The organism is Methylobacter psychrophilus (assembly GCF_025583945.1).
Lineage (GTDB): Bacteria > Pseudomonadota > Gammaproteobacteria > Methylococcales > Methylomonadaceae > Methylobacter_C > Methylobacter_C psychrophilus.
Genome location: NZ_JAOEGU010000046.1, coordinates 1 through 23,755, shown reverse-complemented (window position 1 = coordinate 23,755; position 23,755 = coordinate 1). Strand labels below are relative to the sequence as shown.

Below are 23,755 nucleotides of genomic sequence, written 5' to 3'. Positions count from 1 at the left end.
ATGGCTAAAAATTCAAATATTGCATCGGTACTGGCTTTTGAAAAGAAACTTGTCCCTTCAGATGGTTTTATGTATGGAACAACATGGCAAGAACGCAATAAATCAGAAGCAAGCAAACCACTTTTATTACGCGAAAAATCAGTGCGCGGCACCATCTCTAACCGCCTTAAACCCGCCATCAAAGATGACCCATTAAAACTGAACGCCGAAGTCGAAAAACCCAACTTACAACGAGTTGATAGTTGTGCGTTAGGAGAAAATCAAGATACGTTGAAACTGCATTTCACGCTTAAAGTGTTAAGTGGCGTACAAACCCCGTCTGCTTGTAACAACAAAGCATTTAATGAAACCTACAGCCAAGCCGCCAATGACTACATTAATGCAGAAGGCTTTAAGGAATTAGCAAAACGTTACGCCATTAATATTGCCAATGCGCGTTTTTTGTGGCGAAATCGTGTGGGAGCGGAACATATTGAAGTGCAAGTTAAAAAGCTTAATCAACAGTCAGATAAAACGTGGACATTTAATGCAGCAAAAATTGGATTGCGTGATTTTGAAATTACATCGGCCGACATAGAAGAACTGACAACTGAAATCGCCAATGCTTTATCGGGGAAAGAAGATTTCTTACTACTAGATATTAGTGCTTTTGCTCAAGTGGGATTTGCCCAGGATGTCTATCCCAGTGAAGAACTGGTATTGGACAAAAGCACAGCAAAAGATAAAAAAAGCAAAATTCTATATCACATCAACAATATCTCAGGGATGCACTCGCAAAAAATTGGTAATGCTTTGCGTACCGTAGATACATGGTATCCAGCTTACACGGAAACCCAAAATCCTATAGCTATAGAGCCTTATGGTGCAGTTACTAATTTAGGTACAGCCTATCGTAATCCAAAAGCCAAAGCCGATTTTTTTACTTTATTTGACCGTTTTTCCTGTGGTGAAACACTGGACAAAAAAGAAGATGAACATTATGTGATGGCAGTATTGGTGCGTGGCGGCGTGTTTGGCGAAAGCGGCAAGGACTAAATCATGAAGTTCTATTTGGAAATCACGCTATTGCCCAATCCAGAAGTTGGGCAACATTTCCTTTGGTCAAAAGTATTCCAACAAATCCACTTGGGCTTGGTTGAAATGCAGGACGAACAAGGCCGTGTGCCGATTGGACTATCATTTCCCGAATATATAACAGGTGAAAAATTTAGTCTATTAGGTGGAAAATTGCGCTTATTAGCTAAAGATGAAGTAACACTTAGCCAATTCAATGCCCCTCAATGGTTATCTCGACTGAGTGACTACGTGCATTGTACCGGCATTCGTCCGGTGCCGGAAAAAGTTACCGGATATGCCATTTATCAACGCCAACAACCTAAAACCAGCAAAGAACGCTTGGCCAGGCGCTATGCCAAAAAGCACAAAGTCGACTATGACACAGCGCTGAAATGCTATGGCAAGATGGCACAACAAACCATAACGGCACCTTTTATTCATTTACAAAGTTTAAGTAGTGGTAATGAGTTTTGTTTGTGGATTAAAAAAACCGTAGTCACAGAACCATCTGCTATGGCATTCAGCAGCTATGGTTTAAGTGCCGTATCCACCGTACCCGAGTTTTAACCCAAGTTTTTTACGTTCTTTAAAAATTTATAAAAATCAGTCAGTTGCATAATGTGATTTTGGGGAAGGGTATAAGCCATTAAATCTCCTGTATACTGCTATGCAACTGGCTTTAAGGTTTTCCAACGTCAGTTCACTGCCGCACAGGCAGCTTAGAAACTTACGCTTGCGGTGCTGTTCCGTGCGCTGTTGTTCACTGCCGCACAGGCAGCTTAGAAATTGTCGCGCGTTGGTCTGGTCGTACTCAATACGTTCACTGCCGCACAGGCAGCTTAGAAACAAAGCGCGTTTTATTGATGACTTGGGAACTGGTTCACTGCCGCACAGGCAGCTTAGAAATCTTTGAAGGCTTCTTCTCCCATTTATCCGGTGTTCACTGCCGCACAGGCAGCTTAGAAAAGAGGTTAATAAGCTGCTGGATTTGGCAAGAAGTTCACTGCCGCACAGGCAGCTTAGAAAAACATGATTGATAGTTCGGTTGCTGGCTTGTACGTTCACTGCCGCACAGGCAGCTTAGAAAAAAGAAAGAAAACAAAAAGAAATCACTGACGGTGTTCACTGCCGCACAGGCAGCTTAGAAATCGACAATATCAAATCTGTAGCTCTCAGCCTCGTTCACTGCCGCACAGGCAGCTTAGAAAATCACCCGGCGTTAATCCGGGCTTTGAATCGGGTTCACTGCCGCACAGGCAGCTTAGAAAGGTAAAGAGTTCGCGGTACTGAATGACCATTCGTTCACTGCCGCACAGGCAGCTTAGAAATGCTCCGGCAGAATACTGCCCCGAAACCGGCTGTTCACTGCCGCACAGGCAGCTTAGAAATAAGTCATTTGCCGCGTACATTTCGATATTTTCGTTCACTGCCGCACAGGCAGCTTAGAAAAGAATTTAATCTCTGCTAAAAATTCTGGTTTCGTTCACTGCCGCACAGGCAGCTTAGAAACCATGAAAAAATAGCATCATTTTTCGCTTTAAGTTCACTGCCGCACAGGCAGCTTAGAAAAACAAGAAAACAAAAAACTGTTTACACAGATAGTTCACTGCCGCACAGGCAGCTTAGAAAGGCATAACAAAGATTGATTCACCGTACTTTAAGTTCACTGCCGCACAGGCAGCTTAGAAAAAAAAAAGAAGGCCGGATATCTGCTGAAAAATGTTCACTGCCGCACAGGCAGCTTAGAAAACAAGAACAACAACGTCCGGCACAGTCGGCACGTTCACTGCCGCACAGGCAGCTTAGAAATACGTATTGGGGATTAATAAATACTGGATTACGTTCACTGCCGCACAGGCAGCTTAGAAATTCCCGGAACTCTTCTATGCGCACTTAATGTGGTTCACTGCCGCACAGGCAGCTTAGAAAAGCCATGGGAACGCCTTACTTGAATTGATGGGGTTCACTGCCGCACAGGCAGCTTAGAAAAGAAATTTATCTCAGCTAAAAATTCTGGTTGTGTTCACTGCCGCACAGGCAGCTTAGAAATTCGGTTAATAGGTCTGTAGCGATTAACCCATGTTCACTGCCGCACAGGCAGCTTAGAAAAGAACTGTTTAGTTCGTATTCCTTTCATCTGTGTTCACTGCCGCACAGGCAGCTTAGAAAAATAGAAGGGCTGCTGTAATCTCTATGCAGAGGTTCACTGCCGCACAGGCAGCTTAGAAAAATATGCGCCTTCGGGATCTACTTCAACGGCTGTTCACTGCCGCACAGGCAGCTTAGAAAAGATTTTAGCGAGATATTACGATCATTATAAAGTTCACTGCCGCACAGGCAGCTTAGAAAAAGCCACTGACAGCGTCAGAAGGTTGAGCGCCGTTCACTGCCGCACAGGCAGCTTAGAAAGTTTACTATAATATAATGTAAAGTAGGCATTAGTTCACTGCCGCACAGGCAGCTTAGAAAAAGCCACTGACAGCGTCAGAAGGTTGAGCGCCGTTCACTGCCGCACAGGCAGCTTAGAAAACTCATATTGGGTACGACCAGACCACCGAGCGGTTCACTGCCGCACAGGCAGCTTAGAAAGTCTTTGGTTTCCGCTGGTTGTTCGTTTAATTGTTCACTGCCGCACAGGCAGCTTAGAAAAACAATGTGAGGAACCTGGGTAACTTTTATCAGTTCACTGCCGCACAGGCAGCTTAGAAAGGTAGACGGATTTAGAACTTGTTGACTGGTACGTTCACTGCCGCACAGGCAGCTTAGAAAGCTAACCATGATTTCTTGGCCTTTGAGTAAATGTTCACTGCCGCACAGGCAGCTTAGAAAATCTAAAGGGAAACGAGAGAAGTACTTTTCTAGTTCACTGCCGCACAGGCAGCTTAGAAATGAACACTTTTGCAATGCTGGATATATCCCAGGTTCACTGCCGCACAGGCAGCTTAGAAAATCTAAAGGGAAACGAGAGAAGTACTTTTCTAGTTCACTGCCGCACAGGCAGCTTAGAAATGAACACTTTTGCAATGCTGGATATATCCCAGGTTCACTGCCGCACAGGCAGCTTAGAAAAACTAACCATGCCCTTTCAACTACACCGATTAGTTCACTGCCGCACAGAAACTTAGAAGTGCAACATTACATCATCCGGCATTATCAGGTTAAAAGCTGAAACTGTTATTCAATGAGGAGTTGTTTCCAATGGGAATGGTTGTATGCGCCCATGCCTGCATTATCCGGTTCGAATCCGGCGCTGCTCATGGTTTTTGATTTATACTAAACCTTAATCGAAGATGACGACCGGAAAATCGGCGTCCGGTCAACTGGTGGACTCAAGTAAACCAGGGATAGAGGAACTGCCGACCTCTCATCTTCGATCCTTAGTTTAATGGCTTATAGATTTCTATCTCCAGTGCAATTTTTTGGAGTTATAAGCTTTTTCCTATGCATTAACCAATGCTTTACAAAACATAATTATCTATCCACCTAATAATTGAAATTATTTTTTGATATCTAATTAATCAAAGCAGTATTAAAAATCGGTATCTCCCGGCTTAATCGCCGGGAGCGCGTTGAAACTAAGATCCATAGGATGAACCCAAGTAACCATTCACCAGCAATTTTAGCCAGTGTCCGGTCATTAGCTGTACATCAGCACCAGTTGTTTTATTATCTATATATAGATTTTAATGGGTTTGTAGCGTAAATTGGCTTTGGTTTTCGGTATTAATTTTGATAGGTAAGATGATGGCAACGATAACTTTTGATACGCATAAGTTTATACGAACACTGAAAGAAGCAGGAGTAACCGAAAGCCAGGCAGAGGCATTTTCAGAAGCATTTAAAGAAGCGCAAGGGGAGGCTGAGTTAGCCACGCAGCATGATATTAATGATATTCGCAGGGATATTAACGATCTACGCAGAGATATGGATATGCGACTTATACAGCTTGAGCAGCGATTAATTATAAAGCTTGGTAGCCTTATTGCCGTATCAATAGGTATTGTTGCTGCTCTAGTTAAATTACTTTAAGATAAAATTTATGAAAAAATAGCTGGCATAAGTAATAAACCTGCGATAATCGTTATTTGTAATACTCTCTGCAACGGATTAAGTCGGCCTTGGTTTCGGCAATCTTGACAGTTAGCGTCAATTCCAATTCTTTCAGGTCTCGCTTGATAGACAGGTCATCAAGTTCATAATCATGTCTTGCTTGTTCCAAGGTGTTTCAGCTAAAGCAGTATTAAAAATCCGTATCTCCCGGCATAATTGCCGGGAGTGGCTTGACGTTATATTAATGATTACAACAGCATAACAAATTGATTTTTTAGTTGCCTTTAACCATGATTTCCAGAATCGGACTCCATTGTCCTACTTGTTCGTCGCGGATATGGTAAATGGCACGGTATCTCCATAATGCGATAGTTCCAGATAAGGGCAGGGGGGTCGTGTCCTCAAAACTGGTTGATATTTTAATGGTCTGTAAACTGAAAGTGCCGGTACCATGATCGGCTTCCAACTCTAACGCTTCAGTACCCTTGTGTTTCCAGTATAAGATCGGATGGTTGCCTTTAAAATCATAAGTCAAAGTAGGTTGCAAGGTTGCTGTATCCTGACCGGGACTTTGTGGTGCAATAATATGTAACGCTTTGCCAATGGCTTCGGTGTAATTTTTATGCCTTTTAATACGGACAATTAAGGCACCCAGAAAACCAAAAATATCAGCATAAGGCACAGAAGCCGGTGGCGTTATCAACACCAGTGCTGCCGGCAGATTAATGGCAGCGCTTTTGGGGCCGTCACGAAGCACACGTTTAAAAGCAAAAATGGCATCGGTATAGTTTTGCGTGGCATCTTCGAGCTTAAGGCTATAATCGAACCAATCAAAACCGGTCTTTACCTGCGTCAAATCGGCAGGCGTTATTTCCAAAATGGTGACGTAATTAGTCAAGTGATTGCTTAAATGTTGCAGTAGCGCACGTTTACCGGCGTCACTGCGAGGAATGGTTGTCGCGTTGGGCATGGTAGGTATCCTTTTATAATGAAGAATAAGTGTCTAGTAAAATTATCAGCGGATAAATAATGCGCTAATTGCCACTAAAAAACACTATTTTTTTTAGAAAATAATCATTTTGGGTAAAGTGTCAGAGTAAAACCCCCGAGATAAATGCTTTTTGTCTTAAGAAACCGGCGTACCACGTGAAGATACGCGCGTACCACGTCGTGGTATCAGCGTACCACGTGACGGTACGCACGTATCACGTCGTGGTATCAGCGTATCACGTCGTGGTATCAGCGTACCACGTGATGGTACGCACGTATCACGTCGTGGTATCGGCGTACCACGTGATGGTATCGACGTACCACGTCGTGGTATCAGCAAAACACGTGAAGATTATCGATTTTCACGTCTCGGTAAATGATTGGCTATTGGCGGGCCAGCGTTATAACAACAGTAATAAGGCCATGTATATTTTATAAAAACACTTTTACCAAGTGCTGCATAACAGCGAGGATAAAACAGGACATAACCCAGGTTTATTTAACCAGTAAAACTTGTCATTAGTCATTGATGCTTTATGTGGAGAACCGGCAATAAACAATTTCAGGTTATTAAGACTTTTATACAGAAACATTTTCAGATCAATAATTTCTCTACGGATAGATAACAGCTTTTAAAGTAATCGTATTGGGATAAAGTCTAAACAACATCAGGTAGCTATTTGCTTTCGAAGATCTACAGGATAAATCAGGTCAAGTTACGGCAGGAATAGACATAACTAAATAACCTAATAAGACTTCGCATAATGTATATTATGTTAAATTAATGATTATTTGCCGATTATGTTCTGGCAGATAATATCCGCCCTATTACTGGTTATCTATTTTTAGATAATTAGCTTAACTATTTGCTGGTAATAAAAATCCTGCAAATATTAACAGTGACCAAAATAATGAACTGTAATCACGCCAACCTGTTTATATTGGTTAAAATATCACCTATAGCCTTTCAGAAATTAAATTTCCATTACATTAAATTTTGAGCCCGTACGGATAACATCCCTTCAAGGGATGTTATCCGTTAGCATCGAAATTATTTATCTGAAAGTCTATAGTAAACAGGTTTTTAAATCCGGAGTTTGCACCAGCATCAAGAAACTGTCGGTTGGTGCGTTGTTAAATATCTCTACGGCTTTATAGGCTTAAAAACTATTTTTTAATTGATCTTGTAAAAACTTCTATACCATTCAACAAAATTGCTGATACCCGTTTCTAATGACATGTTTGGCTTATACCCTAAATCATTAACTAAATCAGCAACATCCGCATAAGTATCAGGAACATCTCCTGGTTGTAAGGGTAATAAATTTTTTATAGCCTGTTTACCTAAACATTTTTCCAGTGTTTCAATAAACGTTAAAAGATTAACTGGAGTATTGTTACCTATATTATAGATACGGTACGGAGCAAGACTGGTAGCAGGATCAGGATGATTACCGGTCCAGTTAACATTTGGCTGCGCCGGTTTATCAAGTACTCTGATTATACCTTCAACAATATCATCTATATATGTAAAATCTCGACGATGATTGCCGTAATTAAAGACATCAATGGGTTTACCTTCAAGAATATTACGCGTAAACATAAATAATGACATGTCAGGCCTTCCCCAAGGTCCATAGACAGTAAAAAAACGCAAGCCGGTTGTCGGCAATTGATAAAGATGACTATAAGTATGCGCCATCAATTCATTTGATTTTTTGGTAGCAGCATAGAGAGAAACCGGATGATCGACATTATCATGAGCAGAAAATGGCATATGGGTATTAGCGCCATAAACAGAACTTGACGATGCATAGGCCAAATGTTCTACAGAATTATGTCGACATCCTTCCAGGATATTGATAAAGCCAATAATATTGGAATCTATATAAGCATGAGGATTTGTTATTGAATATCTAACCCCTGCTTGAGCTGCCAGATGCATAACTCGCTGAAATTTTTCATGGCTAAAAAGCTCATGCACTGCAGTTCTATCTGAAATATCAAGCTTGATAAATTTAAAATTCTTATAGTCCCTTAACTGTTCCAATCTGGCTAATTTTAAATTAACATCATAGTAATCATTAAGGTTATCTACCCCTACAACTTCATCCCCGCGTTCTAATAAACGAATAGCCAATGCAGAACCGATAAAACCAGCGGCTCCTGTTACTAATACTTTCAAAAATATGCTCCTAAATTTAATAATTAACTAAAAACGAAATCATTGAAGAATCAATGTCCTCTCGGTTTAGTTATAATTTCTGTCAATGGTTTTTAGGCACCCTACCTGTGTCTGGCAAATTGAAAAGCCTCGAAAAGATGAGCAAAGATATCCTTGTTCGCATCATGCGCTATTGCCAGTTGATGGGCACATTACCGCTTTGTCTATGCTGCTTATTGTTTGCTCTATGGCCATACGGTAGATCAATTGTAGCTTTGTAGATGAGGCAACGGCTTTATTGTTGCCCGAGATAACTACCTTACTTTTTGTTTGTTTGTTCTTCCGTATCTTTTTCGAATATTTCATAATCCAGATCCTTGGTATCACTATACGTATTTGCCAAATTGAGCTTCGTATCCATTTCATCACTATCAGTCAGATTATTCTGCTGAGTAACATTATCTTTATTTAAACTTGGTTCAATCTTATCTTCATAAAAAATGCTATTATCGAAATCACGATAAAAATCCAATGAGTTATCTGATTCTTCTTCAGTTGAAGGAAGATTTTTATCCGACTTTTTTATAACAGTAGTATCATTTTTGCCACTATCGTTGACTTTATTTGTGCTAACGGACTCAACAGTAAAATCAAACAACTCAAGTTCAGTATTTTCTTTAATATCTACAGCCATCGACTCTGGATTTTTTAAGGACTCGTTATTTGTCTGTTCATTTACAACACCCTCTGAATCTGAAATAAAATCAAAATCCAATAAATTATCGGCTGCTTCGAGACTATCTTTATTTTTATCGTTATCTATTTTTTCAAAAGAGGATAAATAAGGTTCTTTTATCAGCTTCTTTTCAAGGATTGACTTTTCTTGTTGTGCTTCATTATCTATTCCAGAAAAAAACAATGCTGAATCTTTACAAATTTCAAGGCCCATTTCACTAACTGCTGACCAAAATTTAGCATCGTTGTTTTTACCGGTTTTAGCTAATTCGTTGGCATAGGTTTCAAAAGCATAGGTATTTTTATTCAAATAAAATATTTTCAGCAATTTTAATTTGTATTCGTCATTATTAGGCTGCTCTTTAATGACATCACGCATAATTTCTTCTGCTTGTTGATATCGTCCATAGGCCAAATAAACATCAGCTTCGGAAACAAGGTCTATTTCACCCTGATAGCTATCAGAGGTATCAGAATTACCAAAGGTAATTTCACTAAAAAAAGGATGTTTACCATCTTCATCAGTATTTTTTGCACTTTCTTTTTCATTGTGTGTAGAAAAAGTTGGAATAAACTCAGATATTTCATCCTTGTTTATTACAGCGTAAGCACTTTGGTTATTAAGCTTGCGTTTTCTCCACCAAAGCCATCCCAATACAGATAAGCCCACAGTGCCAATCCCCCACCATAGGTAATAGGTATTTATTGATGGTATTACTTCTTCACGTTTTGGCTCTATCGGTGGTTTGGTAACGATGGGAGCCGGTTTTGGGCTGGTTGGCTTGATAATATCGGCTTGTGCTGGCATTGTTTCACTAACCGTTTTTTCTTGAAACTGGCTTTGTAAAGTTGCCAGCTGCTGGTTTTTTACAGCCAGTATTTGTTGCATCATAGCCAGTTGTTTTTCAAGCTCGGTTACTTTACTTTGTAGCGCATCATTTATTGGGGAAGTAACAGTGATAATTTCTTTATCAATAGTTTGTGTCGTGTCATCAACTTGATCAATTTGAACTTGTTTTTTAGCGGTTATCGGCTCATTTTCTGGCGCTATAGTTACGCTTTCAGGGGTATTGTCTTCTGTAGGAGCCGTTAAGGTTAACTGTTTTTCTGGTGTTTCCTGTTTAGCGGGTTCTGGTGTAACAACAGCAGCGGATTTTAAACGGTCTTGCCAAGATTTTTTTTGTCGGTTGAATTCGGCTATAGCCTGTTTTTGTGAATATTTTAAAATGCTCTTTCGTTCCGGAATTTTTAGTGTTTTTCCAGTCACCAAGGCATTCATGTTTTCCTTGTAAAATGCATCAGGATTTTCTTCATACAAAGCTACTATCATTTGTTCTACAGAAACGCCTGACTGTTTAGCGGCTTTTTCAGCAACTTTCCACAGTGTATCGTTTTTATTGGTGGGGCCATAACTTAATGCTTCACTTGTAACTGGTTCATAATGAGGACTATCAAGCTGTTCGGATTGATAGCTCTCATGATTATCCGGTATAAAAACAGGCGTCTTTTTATAGACTATCGGAGGATCCAGCAACACGGTAAATTCTCGATACAAACTACCTTTTGGCCAATTCACCTCAAGCAGAAAATTCAGGATAGGCTCTTTAATAACTTCTTTTGAGCTAAGCTTTATGATGACTGAACCATTAGCACCGATTATTGTTGCCAATTTTATTTTTGACAAGAAAGGTGTCCAAGGAATACCTGCTTCATCAAACTTGTCAGGCGGTGCTAAATTTACTTTTATGTCAGAAGCTTTATCACCTGCGGATATCACTAATGAAATATCCGCATCCAGATTTTGATTAAGTGCAGAATGTAATTTAATTCCACCAATACCTAACGGATATCCATTGGCCGGAACCAATAAAGATAATAATGTTAAAGCCTTGGCTAAATTGTAAGAGTGACTCATCGTAAACCTGTTTGTTGCTATAACCTCATATTTCAACTATCAAATACAGCGTCAATAGTAGCTTAGATATAATCTTTTATCAGTAGCTCAGCTATTTGCACACTATTTAATGCCGCACCTTTTCGAATATTATCACCCACCACCCATAAATCAATGCCTTGTGAATGTGATATATCTTCTCTTATACGTCCGACAAATACATCATCATGGCCAGAGGATTCGGTTACCGCCGTTGGATAACCACCATCTTTTCGCTCATCGATAACGGTTATTCCGGGCGCTTTATCCAGCAGTACCCTAACCGCTTCAGCAGTAATCTTTGCCCCAGTTTCAATATGTACCGCTTCAGAATGACCATAAAAAACCGGTACTCGAACGGCAGTTGCGTTAACCATAATGGTAGTATCACCCAATATTTTTTGGGTTTCCCAAACCATCTTCATTTCTTCTTTGGTATAACCATTATCCATAAACACATCAATTTGCGGTAAAACATTGAAGGCAATTTGCTTTGGATAGACACTGGATTTAATTGTCTGCAAGTTAAGCAGATTAAGTGTTTGCTTACCTAATTCTTCGATGGCTTCTTTACCAGTCCCCGAAACAGCCTGATAAGTACAGACATTTATTCGGGTTATACCTACCGCATCATAAATAGGTTTTAATGCCACCAACATTTGAATCGTTGAACAATTTGGATTGGCAATAATACCGCGATTTTTATAATCGGCTATTTTCTCGGGATTAACTTCAGGTACCACCAAAGGAATGTCATCGTCATAACGAAATTGTGAGGTGTTATCAATTACTATACAGCCTGCAGCAGCAGCTTTGGGGGCATATATTTCTGAAACAGCCGCGCCTGGCGAAAACAAGCCGATTTGCACTTTTGAAAAATCGAAAGTTGCCAAATCTTCTACTCTTAACGAACCACCTTTAAAGGGGATACGTTTACCTACCGAATTACTGCTGGCTAACGCATAAACCTCGCCTACGGGAAACTGGCGCTCTTCTAAAATTGACAGTATGGCTTCACCTACTGCACCCGTTGCACCCACAACAGCAACGTTATAAACTTTACTCATTTATTAATACCCTTTTGTTAAAGCCGAAACAACGGCATAATCGATTGACAAGATGCTGGTTTTTGCCTGTCCGGTAAATTAATCTCGGCAACAGAAATAGTTGGCATCTACAGTATGATCAATCAGTCATGCATTTTTGTAATCATTAGTTTATTGCCGGTATGTTTAACCGAGAATAGCAAAAACTTTGTTGGTAATTTCATTAACAGCGCCTATACCGGCAATCGAATTGAATTTAACGCCTCGCCTGTCTGCTGAATAATAACCGACTAAAGGCTTGGTTTGTTCATGATAAACCGACAGTCTTTTACGTACGGTTTCTTCCTTGTCATCATCACGCTGAATCAATGCCTCTCCGGTAACATCGTCAATGCCTTCAACTTTAGGTGGATTATACTCAACATGATAAGTACGTCCTGATTCTGAATGCACCCTTCTACCGGCAATACGTTTGACTATATCTTCATCGGCAACAGCAATTTCTATCACATTATCAATTTTTATACCCATTGCATCAAGCCCTTCGGCCTGAACAATAGTCCTTGGGAAACCATCCAGTAAAAAACCGTTGGCGCAATCAGGCTGGGCAATTCGCTCTTTAATCAAACCCAAAATAATGTCATCTGAAACCAGGCCGCCTGCAACCATTATTTTTTTAGCTTCAATACCCAGTGGCGTGCCATCGCGAACTGCAGCACGTAGCATGTCACCGGTTGAAATTTGTGGAATGGCATATTTTTCGGTAATAAACTGAGCTTGAGTTCCTTTACCAGAACCGGGGCTTCCTAACAGGATGACGTGCATAAAATAACTCCAAAGTATATCGATAAGACAAATATTTACTATAAATAACAGGTACTTAAGTAACTAAAAAAAATAACGTTGTTAGGTTGTATGGCTAACTATAAAACATAGCGGTATATTTTATAACACAACATACTTAATCTCTTGTAAAAATGCGATTATTTCCTTATTCTTACGGGGTTTACTACCAATCAGGAGAATATGTGATGCGTGTTGAAGATTTAATGAAAACAAAAGTATTTACCGTCGAGCAACACGACTTGATTGATCGGGTCTTTTTTTTAATCCATTATGAAAAAGTTCGTCATATACCAGTCGTTGAAAAAGGCAAACTAATCGCCATTGTTTCTGACCGGGATTTGTACAAAGCCCTCGGACCAAAAAACAATTCTAATGTTATTGAACCGGCCAGCGGGAAAAATTCTGTAGAACAACATGTGGTTCCACAAAAAGTACAACATATTATGCGCCGTGGTGTATTAACGGTTAATCCGGAAACTTATGCTTTTGAAGCGGCTGCTATTATGGCTGATAATAAAGTGGGTGCATTACCGGTTGTCGACAAGGATAATCATTTAGTAGGAATTATATCAGCAACCGATATACTCAAGGTTTTTTCAAAGCTGGAAAAATCCAGTGAAAAAAGAGCGCAAAGAATAAGCTCAGGTATCAGTCATACCTGAATTTTACTTGCCAGATCAAACAAAAAAGTCCCGTTACGGGACTTTTTTGTTTGATCTGGCAAGACCTTTGCTTATATGATTAGGCTTTATTAAATAACGACTCGTGTAAAAATAAATCAACATTTAATACAATATGTTATGGTTACCGTATAACCTAAATACAAGATCGATAATAGCCGTTTTAGCACCCACCAAGATGCCTTAATAAACTAGCGAATAATTTCCTCATAAAATCTTGGTGATATAACCTGCCAAGATTTACTATAAAGACTAACTCCGTGCAGAATAAACTGGATATCCATGATGAGTAACCTGCTTAAACTTTTTCAAGATTCTTCTTCCTTGCAAGGCAGCAACGCCAGTTTTATTGAAAACTTATATGAACAGTTTTTGGACGATCCAGAATCTGTTGAGCCTAGTTGGCAAAAAGAGTTTACGGCCATTCATCAGGGCACGACTTATGAGACCCCTCACAGTCCTGTGGTAAAACGCTTTGCACAACTGGCTATAAAATCTCAAGGAAGATTGGCGCAGTTACAAGGTTTTACCGAAGAAAGTGTAAAAAAACAGGCTGCTGTTTCCCGGCTTATTAACCATTACCGGGTTCGTGGACATCAAATTGCCAACAGTAATCCCTTAGGAAAAACAGCCCCTCCCCCTCCCGATATGGATGCGGCTTATTACGGACTATCTGAGCCGGATATGGAAACATTATTTGATACCGGTACACTTTTTGGCGGTGTTGATCGATTACCCTTACGCGCTATTATTGCCAATCTGACAGAGATTTACTGCGGTAGTATTGGCTCCGAGTATATGCATATTGTTGATACGCAGATTAGACGCTGGCTAATCAGTCGTTTGGAAAGCTCTAAAATAAATTTAATACTGGAACCTTCTAAAAAACACTGGCTATTAAAACTGTTGACTGCAGCTGAAGGTATAGAAAGCCATTTACATCATCGGTTTGTCGGTCAAAAACGCTTCTCTCTGGAAGGCGGTGAATCGCTTATTTTAATATTGGATGAACTAATTCAAGGTTCCGGTGATAAAGGCGTTAAAGAAATTGTCATGGGTATGGCGCATAGAGGTCGCTTAAATGTCTTGGTTAATATTCTGGGAAAAAGCCCTGCCAGCCTGTTCGATGAATTTGCGGGTACATCTACCCTGTTACCCGGTGCCAGATCTGGTGATGTAAAATATCATATGGGCTTTTCCTCCGATATTGCGACGCCGGGGGGACCGGTACATTTAACGCTGGCCTTTAACCCGTCACATTTGGAGATTATTAATCCTGTTGTTGAAGGTTCGGTAAAAGCTCGTCAGGATCGGGCCGGAGAAAACGGTATCAGTACGGTTATTCCTGTATTGATTCATGGGGATGCTGCCTTTTCCGGACAAGGTATTGTTATGGAAACCCTGAATATGTCGCAAACTCGCGCTTTTTTCACCGGCGGCACCGTACATATTGTTATTAACAATCAAATTGGCTTTACCACCAGTAATCCGGCAGATGCCAGATCTACATTGTATTGTACGGATGTTGCCAGTATGATTCAGGCGCCCGTTTTTCATGTTAACGGGGATGATCCGGAAGCGGTTATCTTTGTAACCAAACTCGCTCTCGATTATCGAATGACGTTTAATAAGGATGTCGTGATTGATCTTATTTGTTATCGCCGTCTTGGTCATAATGAAGCCGACGATCCTGCCGCTACTCAGCCCGGTATGTATAAAAAAATCCGTAAACATAAAACCACACGGACTCTTTATGCCCAAAAATTGATAAATGAAGGTATTATTAATACTGAACAATCTGCAACAATGGAGCAGGACTATCAAAAACTGCTTGAAGCCGGTCAAGTGGTTTCAAGACCGATTCTGGATAGTTCCAGTTATTCGTATACCAATCAATGGAATCAATATCTAAACAAAAGCTGGGACATTCCTTGCAACACAGCAATTTCGTTGGATCAATTACGTTTTTGTAATGACAGAATGCAGCGTTTACCTGCCGGCTTTGAAATACATCCCAGAATTGCCAAAGTTATGGAAAACCGTCTAAAAATGGCTGCAGGCGCCATGCCAATAGATTGGGGTTTTGCTGAAAATATGGCTTATGCCAGCCTCCTGTTGGAAAAATTCCATGTCCGATTGACTGGCCAAGATGTAGGCCGGGGAACATTTGTTCATCGCCATGCGGTATTGCATAATCAACTCAATAATAAAACTTATACCCCTATTAAACATCTGGACAAAGACCAGGGTCGTGCCCAGATTTTTGATTCTCTGTTATCGGAGGCTGGAGTATTGGGGTTTGAATACGGATATAGCACGACCATGCCTAATACCTTGGTCATTTGGGAGGCCCAATTTGGCGATTTTGCCAATGGTGCCCAAGTGGTTATTGACCAGTTTATCAGTTCCGGAGAAACCAAATGGGGTCGTTTGTGCGGACTGGTTATGTTGTTACCCCATGGTTTTGAAGGGCAAGGCCCGGAACACTCCTCAGCCAGGCTGGAACGTTATTTACAACTCTGTGCCGAACATAATATTCAGGTTTGTAACCCGACTACTCCCGCACAAATATTTCACTTATTACGGCGTCAATTAATACGTACTTACCGAAAACCATTGATTGTCATGAGCCCAAAAAGTCTGCTAAGGCATAAGCTTGCGGTATCTACCCTGGAAGATTTGACTCATGGAAATTTTCAACCTGTCATCGGTGAGCAGGATGCTATTAATCCAAAAAAAGTCACCCGTTTTATTTTATGTGCCGGTAAAGTTTATTTTGACTTACTTGAAGCACGTCGCCTTGATAATCTTCAGCATGTCGTTATTGCACGTCTTGAACAACTATATCCTTTTCCGGACAAATTACTTAAACTGGAATTGGCGAAATACCCGAATTTGAAAGATTTTATCTGGTGTCAGGAAGAACCACAAAATCAGGGTGCCTGGCATCAATCCAAACATCACTTTACCGATAGTCTAAAAGCCAATATCAGCGTCACTTATGCCGGACGAGAAGCATCGGCAGCACCCGCTGTCGGTAAGTTTCATGTCCATATAGAACAACAAAAAGCTGTCGTTCAATCAGCCTTATACGGCGACCCTTCAGGAAAATAACATGAGCATTGAAGTCCTAGTTCCCAACCTACCCGAATCTGTATCTGACGCAACGCTGATTACCTGGCATAAACAAGCCGGTGACTTCGTTAACAAGAACGAAAACCTTGTTGATCTTGAAACTGATAAAGTGGTACTTGAAGTCACCGCACCTGAATCAGGCATACTCAGCCAAATACTCAAGGAAAACGGGGCTATTGTTACCGGCGGCGAAGTACTGGCGCTATTGCAATCTGAATCCGCTAAAGCGCAACCAATTACCGAGAGTAAGAAATCAGCACCTAAATCGACTGAGCCAAACGATGAAGATATCCCGTTAAGTCCTTCAGTTCGTCGCTTGGTCCATGAAAACACCTTGGATCCTTTGCTGATTAAAGGTACCGGAAAAAGTGGCCGTCTCACCAAAGCTGATGTCTTGGATCATCTTAACAAGCCAACAGCCGCCATCGTAACAACAGCAAATATTTCATCATCACCAAGCACTGTGGCTGAAGTTAAACCGGAAATAATAAAAGCAATTGCACCAACAACAATTGACTCAAACCTGCGACCTGAACAACGTGTTCCAATGACACGTTTAAGAGCCAAAGTAGCTGAACGTTTGTTGCAAGCTCAACAAAATGCAGCGATGTTGACAACCTTCAATGAAGTTAATATGCAAAATGTCATTGATCTTCGCAACCAATATAAAATTCGCTTTGAACAAAAACATGCCGTCAAACTGGGTTTTATGTCGTTTTTTGTTAAAGCTTCAATTGAGGCTTTAAAGCGCTTCCCTGCCATCAATGCCTCTATAGACGGTAACGATATTATTTATCACGGTTACTATGATTTGGGTATTGCTGTTAGTACACCGCGCGGTTTGATTGTGCCGGTATTACAGGATGCCGATCAACTCGATTTTGCCGGTATTGAAAAAAGCATCGCCAATTATGGAGAAAAAGCCAGGTCAGGAACGCTAACCTATGATGATTTAAAGGGTGGAACATTTACCATTACCAACGGTGGTGTGTTCGGCTCAATGCTATCTACACCGATACTTAATCCACCTCAATGCGCTATTTTAGGTATGCACGCCATTAAGGAACGTGCGGTTGTTGAAAACGGCCAAATTGTTATCAGACCGATTATGTATTTAGCCCTGTCTTACGATCACCGCTTGGTTGATGGTCGCGAAGCCGTACAATTTTTAGTTACTATAAAAGAATGCTTGGAAGCTCCCGCTCACCTTCTACTAAACATTTAACTTTATGCTAAAAAAGAAAACACATTATGATGTCATCATTATAGGTGCAGGGCCCGCCGGTTTTGCCAGTGCGATTCGCTGTGCACAGCATGGCTTAAAAACTGCCTGTATTGATAATTGGCGTAACAAAAAAAATCAGGGTCGTTTAGGCGGCTCTCATCTTAATACTGGTGGCGTTGCTTCCATGACCTTGCTTGAGTCGGCAAAGCTTTATCATCAACTTAATCATGACATGGAAAAACATGGTATTCATGTTGAAGCGGTTACCGTAGATTTACCGCGAATGATTCAACGTAAAGATAAAATTATCGATCAAATCGGCCATAAGATGGCTGACTTGTTTGCTCATCACAAGATAGACTATATTCAGGCAAAGGCTAAACTGCTGAATTTTCGGCAAGTAGAAATAACAGCGATGGATACTGCAGAACTGTCCATTCTTGATGCAGAGCATATTATTTTATCGACAGGTTCATCGCCAGTAAAATTGCCTTATGCCCCCATAGATAATGAATTTATTATAGATTCTATGGCGGCTTTAAATCTGGATGTGGTGCCAAAAAAACTGGCCATTATTGGTGCCGGAGTTGTGGGTCTTGAATTAGCCAGCATCTGGAATAGATTGGGTTCTGAAACGATATTACTGGAAGCACAAGAAAACTTTTTATCCTTATTGGATCAACAAATTTCAGGCGAAGCTTATCGTATTTATCAGAATCAGGGTCTTGATTTACGTTTGGGTGCCCGAGTTATTTCTGCAAAAAAAGCCAATAAAAAAGTAATCGTAGAATATCAAGATCAGGATGGCACTCACAGTCTCCGCGTTGATAAATTGATTGTTGCCAGTGGTCGAAAACCCAATACGGCTGAATTGGCAGCCCCTGAAGCTAATTTGTTACTTGATGAAAACGGCTATATTTATGTTGATGATAATTGTCGTACCAATTTGCCCGGAGTTTACGCTATTGGTGATTTAACATTATTAGGGCCGATGTTGGCACATAAAGGTATAGAGGAAGGTATCTTTGTTGCCGATATTATTGCCGGATTTCATAATCCAATTAACTACGAAAATTTACCCAGTGTTATTTATACCGAACCTGAAATTGCTTGGGTAGGACAAACTGAACAAGCGTTGCGTGCCACTGGCGAAACCATAAAAATTGGTATCTATCCATTAACAGCAACCATTCGTGCATTGGCAATGGGGAAATCTGAAGGTATGGTTAAAATCATTGCTTCTGCTGTAAATGACAAGATACTTGGCGTTCATATTATTGGTACCCAAGCTTCCGAACTGATAGCAGAAGCCGTACTGGCAATGGAATTTTCTGCCAGCAGTGAAGATTTGGCAAGAACCATTCATGCACGCCCTACCCTATCTGAAGCAGTACATGATGCCGCCTTGGCACTTAAAGAAAAGACTTTACTTATGTAATTTAGGTTGAGGTATTTTTGTAGTTCCGTTATTTTAAGCGTCTGCACAATTTGTTCTGGCGCTTAATTACAATTTTTCGGTATTGCATTGGTTGTGATTTATACCTTGTTTAAAATGGAAGTTTAAAGTTTTTCATTTTAAACAAGCCAATCAAGTGGTCTCTGCTTAATAGGGAATCTGATGCAGGGTTTGCGTAATATATACGTTTTCCATTTCAATTGGCTTTTTTGTATACATTGCAGAGTAAACGACTATAAGATTTCATCTATATAAATGTTTCTATTATCATATAATTAATAGGATTAACTAATAGCAAAGATATTTTTGCAAATCACATAATAGAGTCTACTATGTGATAATAGAGTTTAAAAATTAACATCATAGGGTGATCTAGATGTCGAAAGAAACCGAATTAACCGTTGAACTAATTTCCTTATTAAATAAGTTTAAGGATACGCATATTAACCTGGTTGGGTTACTGGATCAGGATAGCGCCTATCCTCTTTGGATACAGTCGAGTCCTGATCCAGTAACAGCCAGGCATACATTAAAAAATCTGGTTCTTAACTGGAGTTATGAAACAAATGATCAAGAGGCTGGCAAAACTTTACAGCACAATGGCTTGGCCCCCTGTTCACAGACAACTTTTATGGCAGTTGAAGCAGTTAATTGCAGTAGATTGGCTCTGCATCAGCAACTCATCAAGATAGATCGGTTTACGCCGATTATCAGTCAGAAAAAAGGCCAAGAAACAGGTGGGTCTTCTATCAATGGTAACAACAGGCTGTCAAAAAAAATCCTCCAACGCTTAGGCTATCCACGCTTAAATATCAGACAAGCTTGCCGACAATTTGTAGCCTTGCCCTACCCTGTTTTATCTGCCGGTTTTTTCTGGAATCGGTATCGAAAAACCATTAAGCTCAATCGGCAACAAATCCTGGAAAAATTAAATCGTCTGGCGCAGTCCAGCAGTTCAGATGAAGCCTTTATTCAGGCCGATATTGAACGCTTTAATAGCATTGACGATTCTGTTTTAGTACGGATATACCCGGAAAGTATTCATCAACGCGTTAATTTGTATATTCAAAAAGAACAACAAGAACAACGTATCCAACGCTATGCCCATACCCCGATTTTTTACGTATCCACACCTGATAAACCATTACCTGACAAAACATTGCTACCTGAGCTACCTGCAGCCAAAGAAACGCGTTTATTACGGCGCAATATCACGGTTGAACGTGAGCCCTATTTAACTTCATTGAATCTATATCGGCTATTACCTAAATATCGTTGAAAGTTAATGGCTAAACCCCTGATGTATTTTTCCGGTTAAAAGCTATGTTGGTTGTCAGGCACGTATAATTGTTTTATTGATCAGCTTTTGCCTGTTGTTTCTGCTTATAAGCCGTCAATTGTTCGGGGGTTGCTTCTTGTTGAAATTTATCTTTCCATTCCATATAAGGCATGCCGTAGACTATTTCCCGGGCCTGTTCATAATCTATTGCTATGCCCTGCTCTATTGCAGCTTCTGCATACCACTTGGCAAGACAATTTCTGCAAAAATCTGCCAACAGCATTAAGTCGATATTTTGTACTTCGGTGTGCTGCTGTAAATGGCTGACAAAATGCCTGAACGCCGCCGCTTCTAATTCGGTTTGTGATTTTTTATCCATTGAAATTCTCCAAAACTGGCTATTCTAGCAGAAACAACACTACAGATATGTACATTTGCGATGAAAAATTTTACAATGAGACGGTTTAAGTAGACAGCAAGCTTAAAAAATTTCAGGTTATTGTTAACCTTCATCAAAGATAAACTTTATTCGATAGCCAAGCTGATATCGAAAGTAAAAATGGATATTAACTATTCGTATCCTAAGCAAAGCAAACAGACCAAGCAATTAAACTATAATCTAACTCTCTTCAGCAATTTACGCACGATCATCCATACCTCGGAACCTATGAAACAACTCTTTGAATTTTTTCCTATTATTTTATTTTTTATTGCCTACAAAGTTTATGATATTTATATAGCAACCGCTGTTGTTATCGTGGCCACTATTGTTCAAGTGATTTATGCCTGGTTTAAACACGGTAAAGTTGAAACCATGCAATGGATTACGCTAGCTTTGGTGGTTGTTTTCGGTGGCGCAACTATTTATTTACATGATGAGCAATATCTTAAATGGAAATTTTCCATTATCGAATGGTTATTTGGGCTCGCTTTTTTAGGGAGTCACTTTATAGGCCAAAAAACCTTTATTGAAAGAATGATGTCCGGCAATTTAACCTTACCGTCTTTGATTTGGAAACGCTTGAATTTTAGCTGGGCCAGCTTCTTTATCCTTGTTGGTTTTATCAATGTTTACGTTATGTACAATTACAATACGGATGACTGGGTTACCTTTAAAACATTTATAGCGCCAGGTTTGATGATTGCTTTTATGGTTATTCAAATGCTTTTTTTATATAAATATATACCAGACGCCGAGGAATAAAGCGTGCTCTATGCAATTATCAGTACCGATGTTAAAGATAGCCTGGAAAAAAGGCTGTCTGCACGTCCAGCCCATCTTAAAAGACTGCAAGAGCTTCAGAGTGAAGGACGTTTGGTGTTAGCCGGTCCACACCCTGCCATTGATAGTGATAATCCAGGTAATGCCGGTTTTACAGGCAGTCTGGTCGTCGCCGAATTTGATAATTTGCAAGCTGCCCAACACTGGGCAGACAGCGACCCCTATAACGAAACAGGCGTTTATGCTAAAGTTACCGTTAAACCATTTAAAAAGGTACTTCCTGAATGACATCCGAACAAATTAAACAATCATTAAATGATGCTTTTAAACCAGAGCTATTGGAAATTATTGATAATAGTGCAGCCCATGCCGGACATGCTGGTGCAAAAAGCGGCGGCGGTCATTATCATGTGACTATTATTGCTGAGGCTTTTGAAGGAAAATCGTTAGTCCAACGCCACCAGCTTATCTATAAAGCGTTAGGCGATATGATGAAACAACAAATTCATGCCTTAGGCATCAATGCTTTATCACCCTCTGAAGAAACTAAAGGAAGTTTATAAATGAAAAAAACGCTTATCCCCCTACTAGTTGCCGGTACTGTATTGCTCACTGGTTGTGACCAAAAAGCCACTGATGGCACAAGCACATCAGCTGCCAAGCCTGTTGTTGAGAAAGCTGATGCCGTTGCTGTTGTCAATGGCCAATATATCAGCAAAACTACGCTTGCTGAATTGGAAAAAGAAATTTCTGAACGTGGCCATGGACAAACTTTTCCCAAAGAAAAATTGATTGAAGAACTTATTCAGCGTGAACTTTTGGTTCAGGATGCCATACAAAAGCAATTGGATAAATCAGCTGAAATCGTTGCACAGCTTGATAGCGCTAAAAAAACCTTGTTAACACAAGCTGATGTACAAAATTTCATTAAAGCCAATCCGGTAACTGATGCTGAAGTTAAAGCAGAATATGACAGTAAAGTCGCCGGTGAAAATGGCATTGAATATAAAGCGCGTCATATTTTAGTAAAAACTGAAGCAGAAGCTAAAAAATTGATTGCAGAATTAGATAAAGGCGGCGATTTTGCAAAATTAGCCAACAAAAATTCGCTAGATGCCAAAGAGTCACAAAACGGTGGTGATTTAGGTTGGTTTGTTGCCGGGCAAATGGTTGCGCCATTTTCCGAAGCAGTTGCTAAACTGGAAAAGGGTAAATATACTGAAACACCAGTGCAAACCCAGTTTGGTTACCATGTTATTTTAAGAGAAGATTCACGCGCCCAAACTCCACCGCCATTGGAAGCAGTTAAAGAACAACTGATGCCTTACTTACAACGCAAAAAAATCCAGAACATGGTAGAAACCTTGCGTAAACAAGCTAAAGTAGAGATATTGGTACCGTTGACTGATGAACCCGCAAAAGTTCCTGCAGCACCTGCTGACGGTAAGGCGGTAGAAGGAGAACCGGTTGCAGAAGAAGTTATCGTTGAAGAAGTTAAAGATGCGTCAGGAAAAACAATTGCTGAAGAAGTCGTTGTTGACGAAGTTGTAGAAGAAAAAGCGGCTGAGCCAGCTAAAGCAGTTGCTCCGGCAACTAAAAAATAGGTCTTTTTTAGCCTATAAAAAAGGGCGGTTTATCCGAAGCCCTGCCAAGAGTGTGTTTTTTTAGAGCATTCTTTTGGTTGGAAAATGCCTTGCCAGGAAACTGGCAGGGCATTTTTTTGTGTGTCAAATGTCTGGAAATATGACTGCCAGCTGTCGACCCAAACCGGCCTGTCGCGTTTCTCCGTAAGCGTCCAGCGCGACCGTCTCCCCCTAAATTTCATTCTGTGAATTAACCTCCACCGACACAGCAGGAAATGGCAACAATTCATCAATACGGCTATTAGGCCAGGTTGGCAGTTTTTCCAAGGTATCTTTTAGCCACGCCTCAGGGTTT

Annotated in this window: 21 protein-coding genes and 1 CRISPR repeat array; of the genes, 12 read left to right on the top strand and 9 right to left on the bottom strand. The window is 40.3% G+C overall.

All coding sequences use genetic code 11. The features are described from left to right. The 3 genes from csy3 to N7974_RS16240 all read left to right on the top strand — a co-directional run bounded on the left by csy3 (nt 1) and on the right by N7974_RS16240 (nt 5,085). Nucleotides 1-1,035 (top strand): type I-F CRISPR-associated protein Csy3, encoded by a 1,035-nt coding sequence (csy3, locus tag N7974_RS16250; RefSeq protein WP_262966630.1) that lies wholly within the window; start codon nt 1-3, stop codon nt 1,033-1,035. Between the two features lie 3 nt (nt 1,036-1,038). Next, on the top strand, nt 1,039-1,623 hold the full coding sequence (gene cas6f / locus N7974_RS16245) for a type I-F CRISPR-associated endoribonuclease Cas6/Csy4 (protein WP_262966629.1): 585 nt from the start codon (nt 1,039-1,041) through the stop codon (nt 1,621-1,623). A 131-nt stretch (nt 1,624-1,754) separates the two neighbouring features. Further along, a CRISPR array of direct repeats spans nt 1,755-4,125; the repeat unit is 28 nt; unit sequence GTTCACTGCCGCACAGGCAGCTTAGAAA. 672 nt (nt 4,126-4,797) lie between these two features. Next, the gene (locus tag N7974_RS16240; protein WP_262966628.1) at nt 4,798-5,085 is read left to right on the top strand and encodes a CCDC90 family protein; all 288 of its coding nucleotides are present in this window, start codon (nt 4,798-4,800) and stop codon (nt 5,083-5,085) included. A 52-nt stretch (nt 5,086-5,137) separates the two neighbouring features. Here the strand turns inward: N7974_RS16240 and N7974_RS16235 are convergent, their stop codons facing one another. The 7 genes from N7974_RS16235 to adk form a co-directional block, all read right to left on the bottom strand. Further along, a complete protein-coding gene (locus tag N7974_RS16235) occupies nt 5,138-5,275 on the bottom strand; it encodes a hypothetical protein (RefSeq protein ID WP_262966627.1) in 138 nt (45 codons plus the stop codon). Between the two features lie 105 nt (nt 5,276-5,380). After that, complete coding sequence (locus N7974_RS16230) at nt 5,381-6,076, bottom strand: hypothetical protein (RefSeq protein ID WP_262966626.1); 696 nt, start codon at nt 6,074-6,076, stop codon at nt 5,381-5,383. A 156-nt stretch (nt 6,077-6,232) separates the two neighbouring features. After that, nucleotides 6,233-6,436 (bottom strand): hypothetical protein, encoded by a 204-nt coding sequence (locus tag N7974_RS16225; protein WP_262966625.1) that lies wholly within the window; start codon nt 6,434-6,436, stop codon nt 6,233-6,235. 834 nt (nt 6,437-7,270) lie between these two features. After that, nucleotides 7,271-8,281, bottom strand: a complete 1,011-nt coding sequence (locus tag N7974_RS16220) for an NAD-dependent epimerase (RefSeq protein ID WP_262966624.1) — start codon at nt 8,279-8,281, stop codon at nt 7,271-7,273. 298 nt (nt 8,282-8,579) lie between these two features. After that, nucleotides 8,580-10,910, bottom strand: coding sequence for a type IV pilus assembly protein FimV (locus N7974_RS16215; RefSeq protein ID WP_262966623.1), 2,331 nt, complete (start codon nt 10,908-10,910; stop codon nt 8,580-8,582). A gap of 62 nt (nt 10,911-10,972) precedes the next feature. Beyond that, a complete protein-coding gene (locus N7974_RS16210; protein WP_262966622.1) occupies nt 10,973-11,995 on the bottom strand; it encodes an aspartate-semialdehyde dehydrogenase in 1,023 nt (340 codons plus the stop codon). Nucleotides 11,996-12,160: 165 nt separating this feature from the next. Then, the gene (adk, locus tag N7974_RS16205) at nt 12,161-12,799 is read right to left on the bottom strand and encodes an adenylate kinase (protein WP_262966621.1); all 639 of its coding nucleotides are present in this window, start codon (nt 12,797-12,799) and stop codon (nt 12,161-12,163) included. A 206-nt stretch (nt 12,800-13,005) separates the two neighbouring features. Here adk and N7974_RS16200 point away from each other — a divergent pair, with 206 nt between their 5' ends. The 5 genes from N7974_RS16200 to N7974_RS16180 all read left to right on the top strand — a co-directional run bounded on the left by N7974_RS16200 (nt 13,006) and on the right by N7974_RS16180 (nt 20,595). Beyond that, nucleotides 13,006-13,482: a CBS domain-containing protein gene (locus tag N7974_RS16200; RefSeq protein ID WP_262966620.1), complete on the top strand. Its 477-nt coding sequence runs from the start codon at nt 13,006-13,008 to the stop codon at nt 13,480-13,482. Between the two features lie 303 nt (nt 13,483-13,785). Then, nucleotides 13,786-16,614, top strand: coding sequence for a 2-oxoglutarate dehydrogenase E1 component (locus tag N7974_RS16195; protein WP_262966636.1), 2,829 nt, complete (start codon nt 13,786-13,788; stop codon nt 16,612-16,614). 1 nt (nt 16,615) lies between these two features. Then, nucleotides 16,616-17,860: a 2-oxoglutarate dehydrogenase complex dihydrolipoyllysine-residue succinyltransferase gene (odhB, locus tag N7974_RS16190; protein WP_262966619.1), complete on the top strand. Its 1,245-nt coding sequence runs from the start codon at nt 16,616-16,618 to the stop codon at nt 17,858-17,860. A 4-nt stretch (nt 17,861-17,864) separates the two neighbouring features. After that, nucleotides 17,865-19,298, top strand: coding sequence for a dihydrolipoyl dehydrogenase (gene lpdA, locus N7974_RS16185; protein ID WP_262966618.1), 1,434 nt, complete (start codon nt 17,865-17,867; stop codon nt 19,296-19,298). A 394-nt stretch (nt 19,299-19,692) separates the two neighbouring features. Beyond that, nucleotides 19,693-20,595, top strand: a complete 903-nt coding sequence (locus N7974_RS16180) for a hypothetical protein (RefSeq protein ID WP_262966617.1) — start codon at nt 19,693-19,695, stop codon at nt 20,593-20,595. Between the two features lie 73 nt (nt 20,596-20,668). On the opposite strand, the gene N7974_RS16175 is transcribed toward N7974_RS16180, so the two are convergent. Next, on the bottom strand, nt 20,669-20,974 hold the full coding sequence (locus tag N7974_RS16175) for a DUF1244 domain-containing protein (protein ID WP_262966616.1): 306 nt from the start codon (nt 20,972-20,974) through the stop codon (nt 20,669-20,671). 288 nt (nt 20,975-21,262) lie between these two features. Here N7974_RS16175 and N7974_RS16170 point away from each other — a divergent pair, with 288 nt between their 5' ends. The 4 genes from N7974_RS16170 to N7974_RS16155 are packed head-to-tail and all read left to right on the top strand — an operon-like array spanning nt 21,263 to nt 23,421. Next, nucleotides 21,263-21,799, top strand: a complete 537-nt coding sequence (locus N7974_RS16170; protein WP_262966615.1) for a septation protein A — start codon at nt 21,263-21,265, stop codon at nt 21,797-21,799. Nucleotides 21,800-21,802: 3 nt separating this feature from the next. Then, nucleotides 21,803-22,105: a YciI family protein gene (locus N7974_RS16165; RefSeq protein WP_262966614.1), complete on the top strand. Its 303-nt coding sequence runs from the start codon at nt 21,803-21,805 to the stop codon at nt 22,103-22,105. Next, entirely contained in the window at nt 22,102-22,380 is a 279-nt protein-coding gene (locus N7974_RS16160; protein WP_243217597.1) for a BolA family protein, read from the top strand. Before N7974_RS16165 ends, N7974_RS16160 begins: the two co-directional genes overlap by 4 nt. Beyond that, nucleotides 22,381-23,421, top strand: coding sequence for a peptidylprolyl isomerase (locus N7974_RS16155; RefSeq protein WP_262966613.1), 1,041 nt, complete (start codon nt 22,381-22,383; stop codon nt 23,419-23,421). 210 nt (nt 23,422-23,631) lie between these two features. On the opposite strand, the gene N7974_RS16150 is transcribed toward N7974_RS16155, so the two are convergent. Then, nucleotides 23,632-23,755 (bottom strand): transposase domain-containing protein (locus tag N7974_RS16150; RefSeq protein WP_262966635.1); only part of this gene is annotated, 124 nt, incomplete at its 5' end.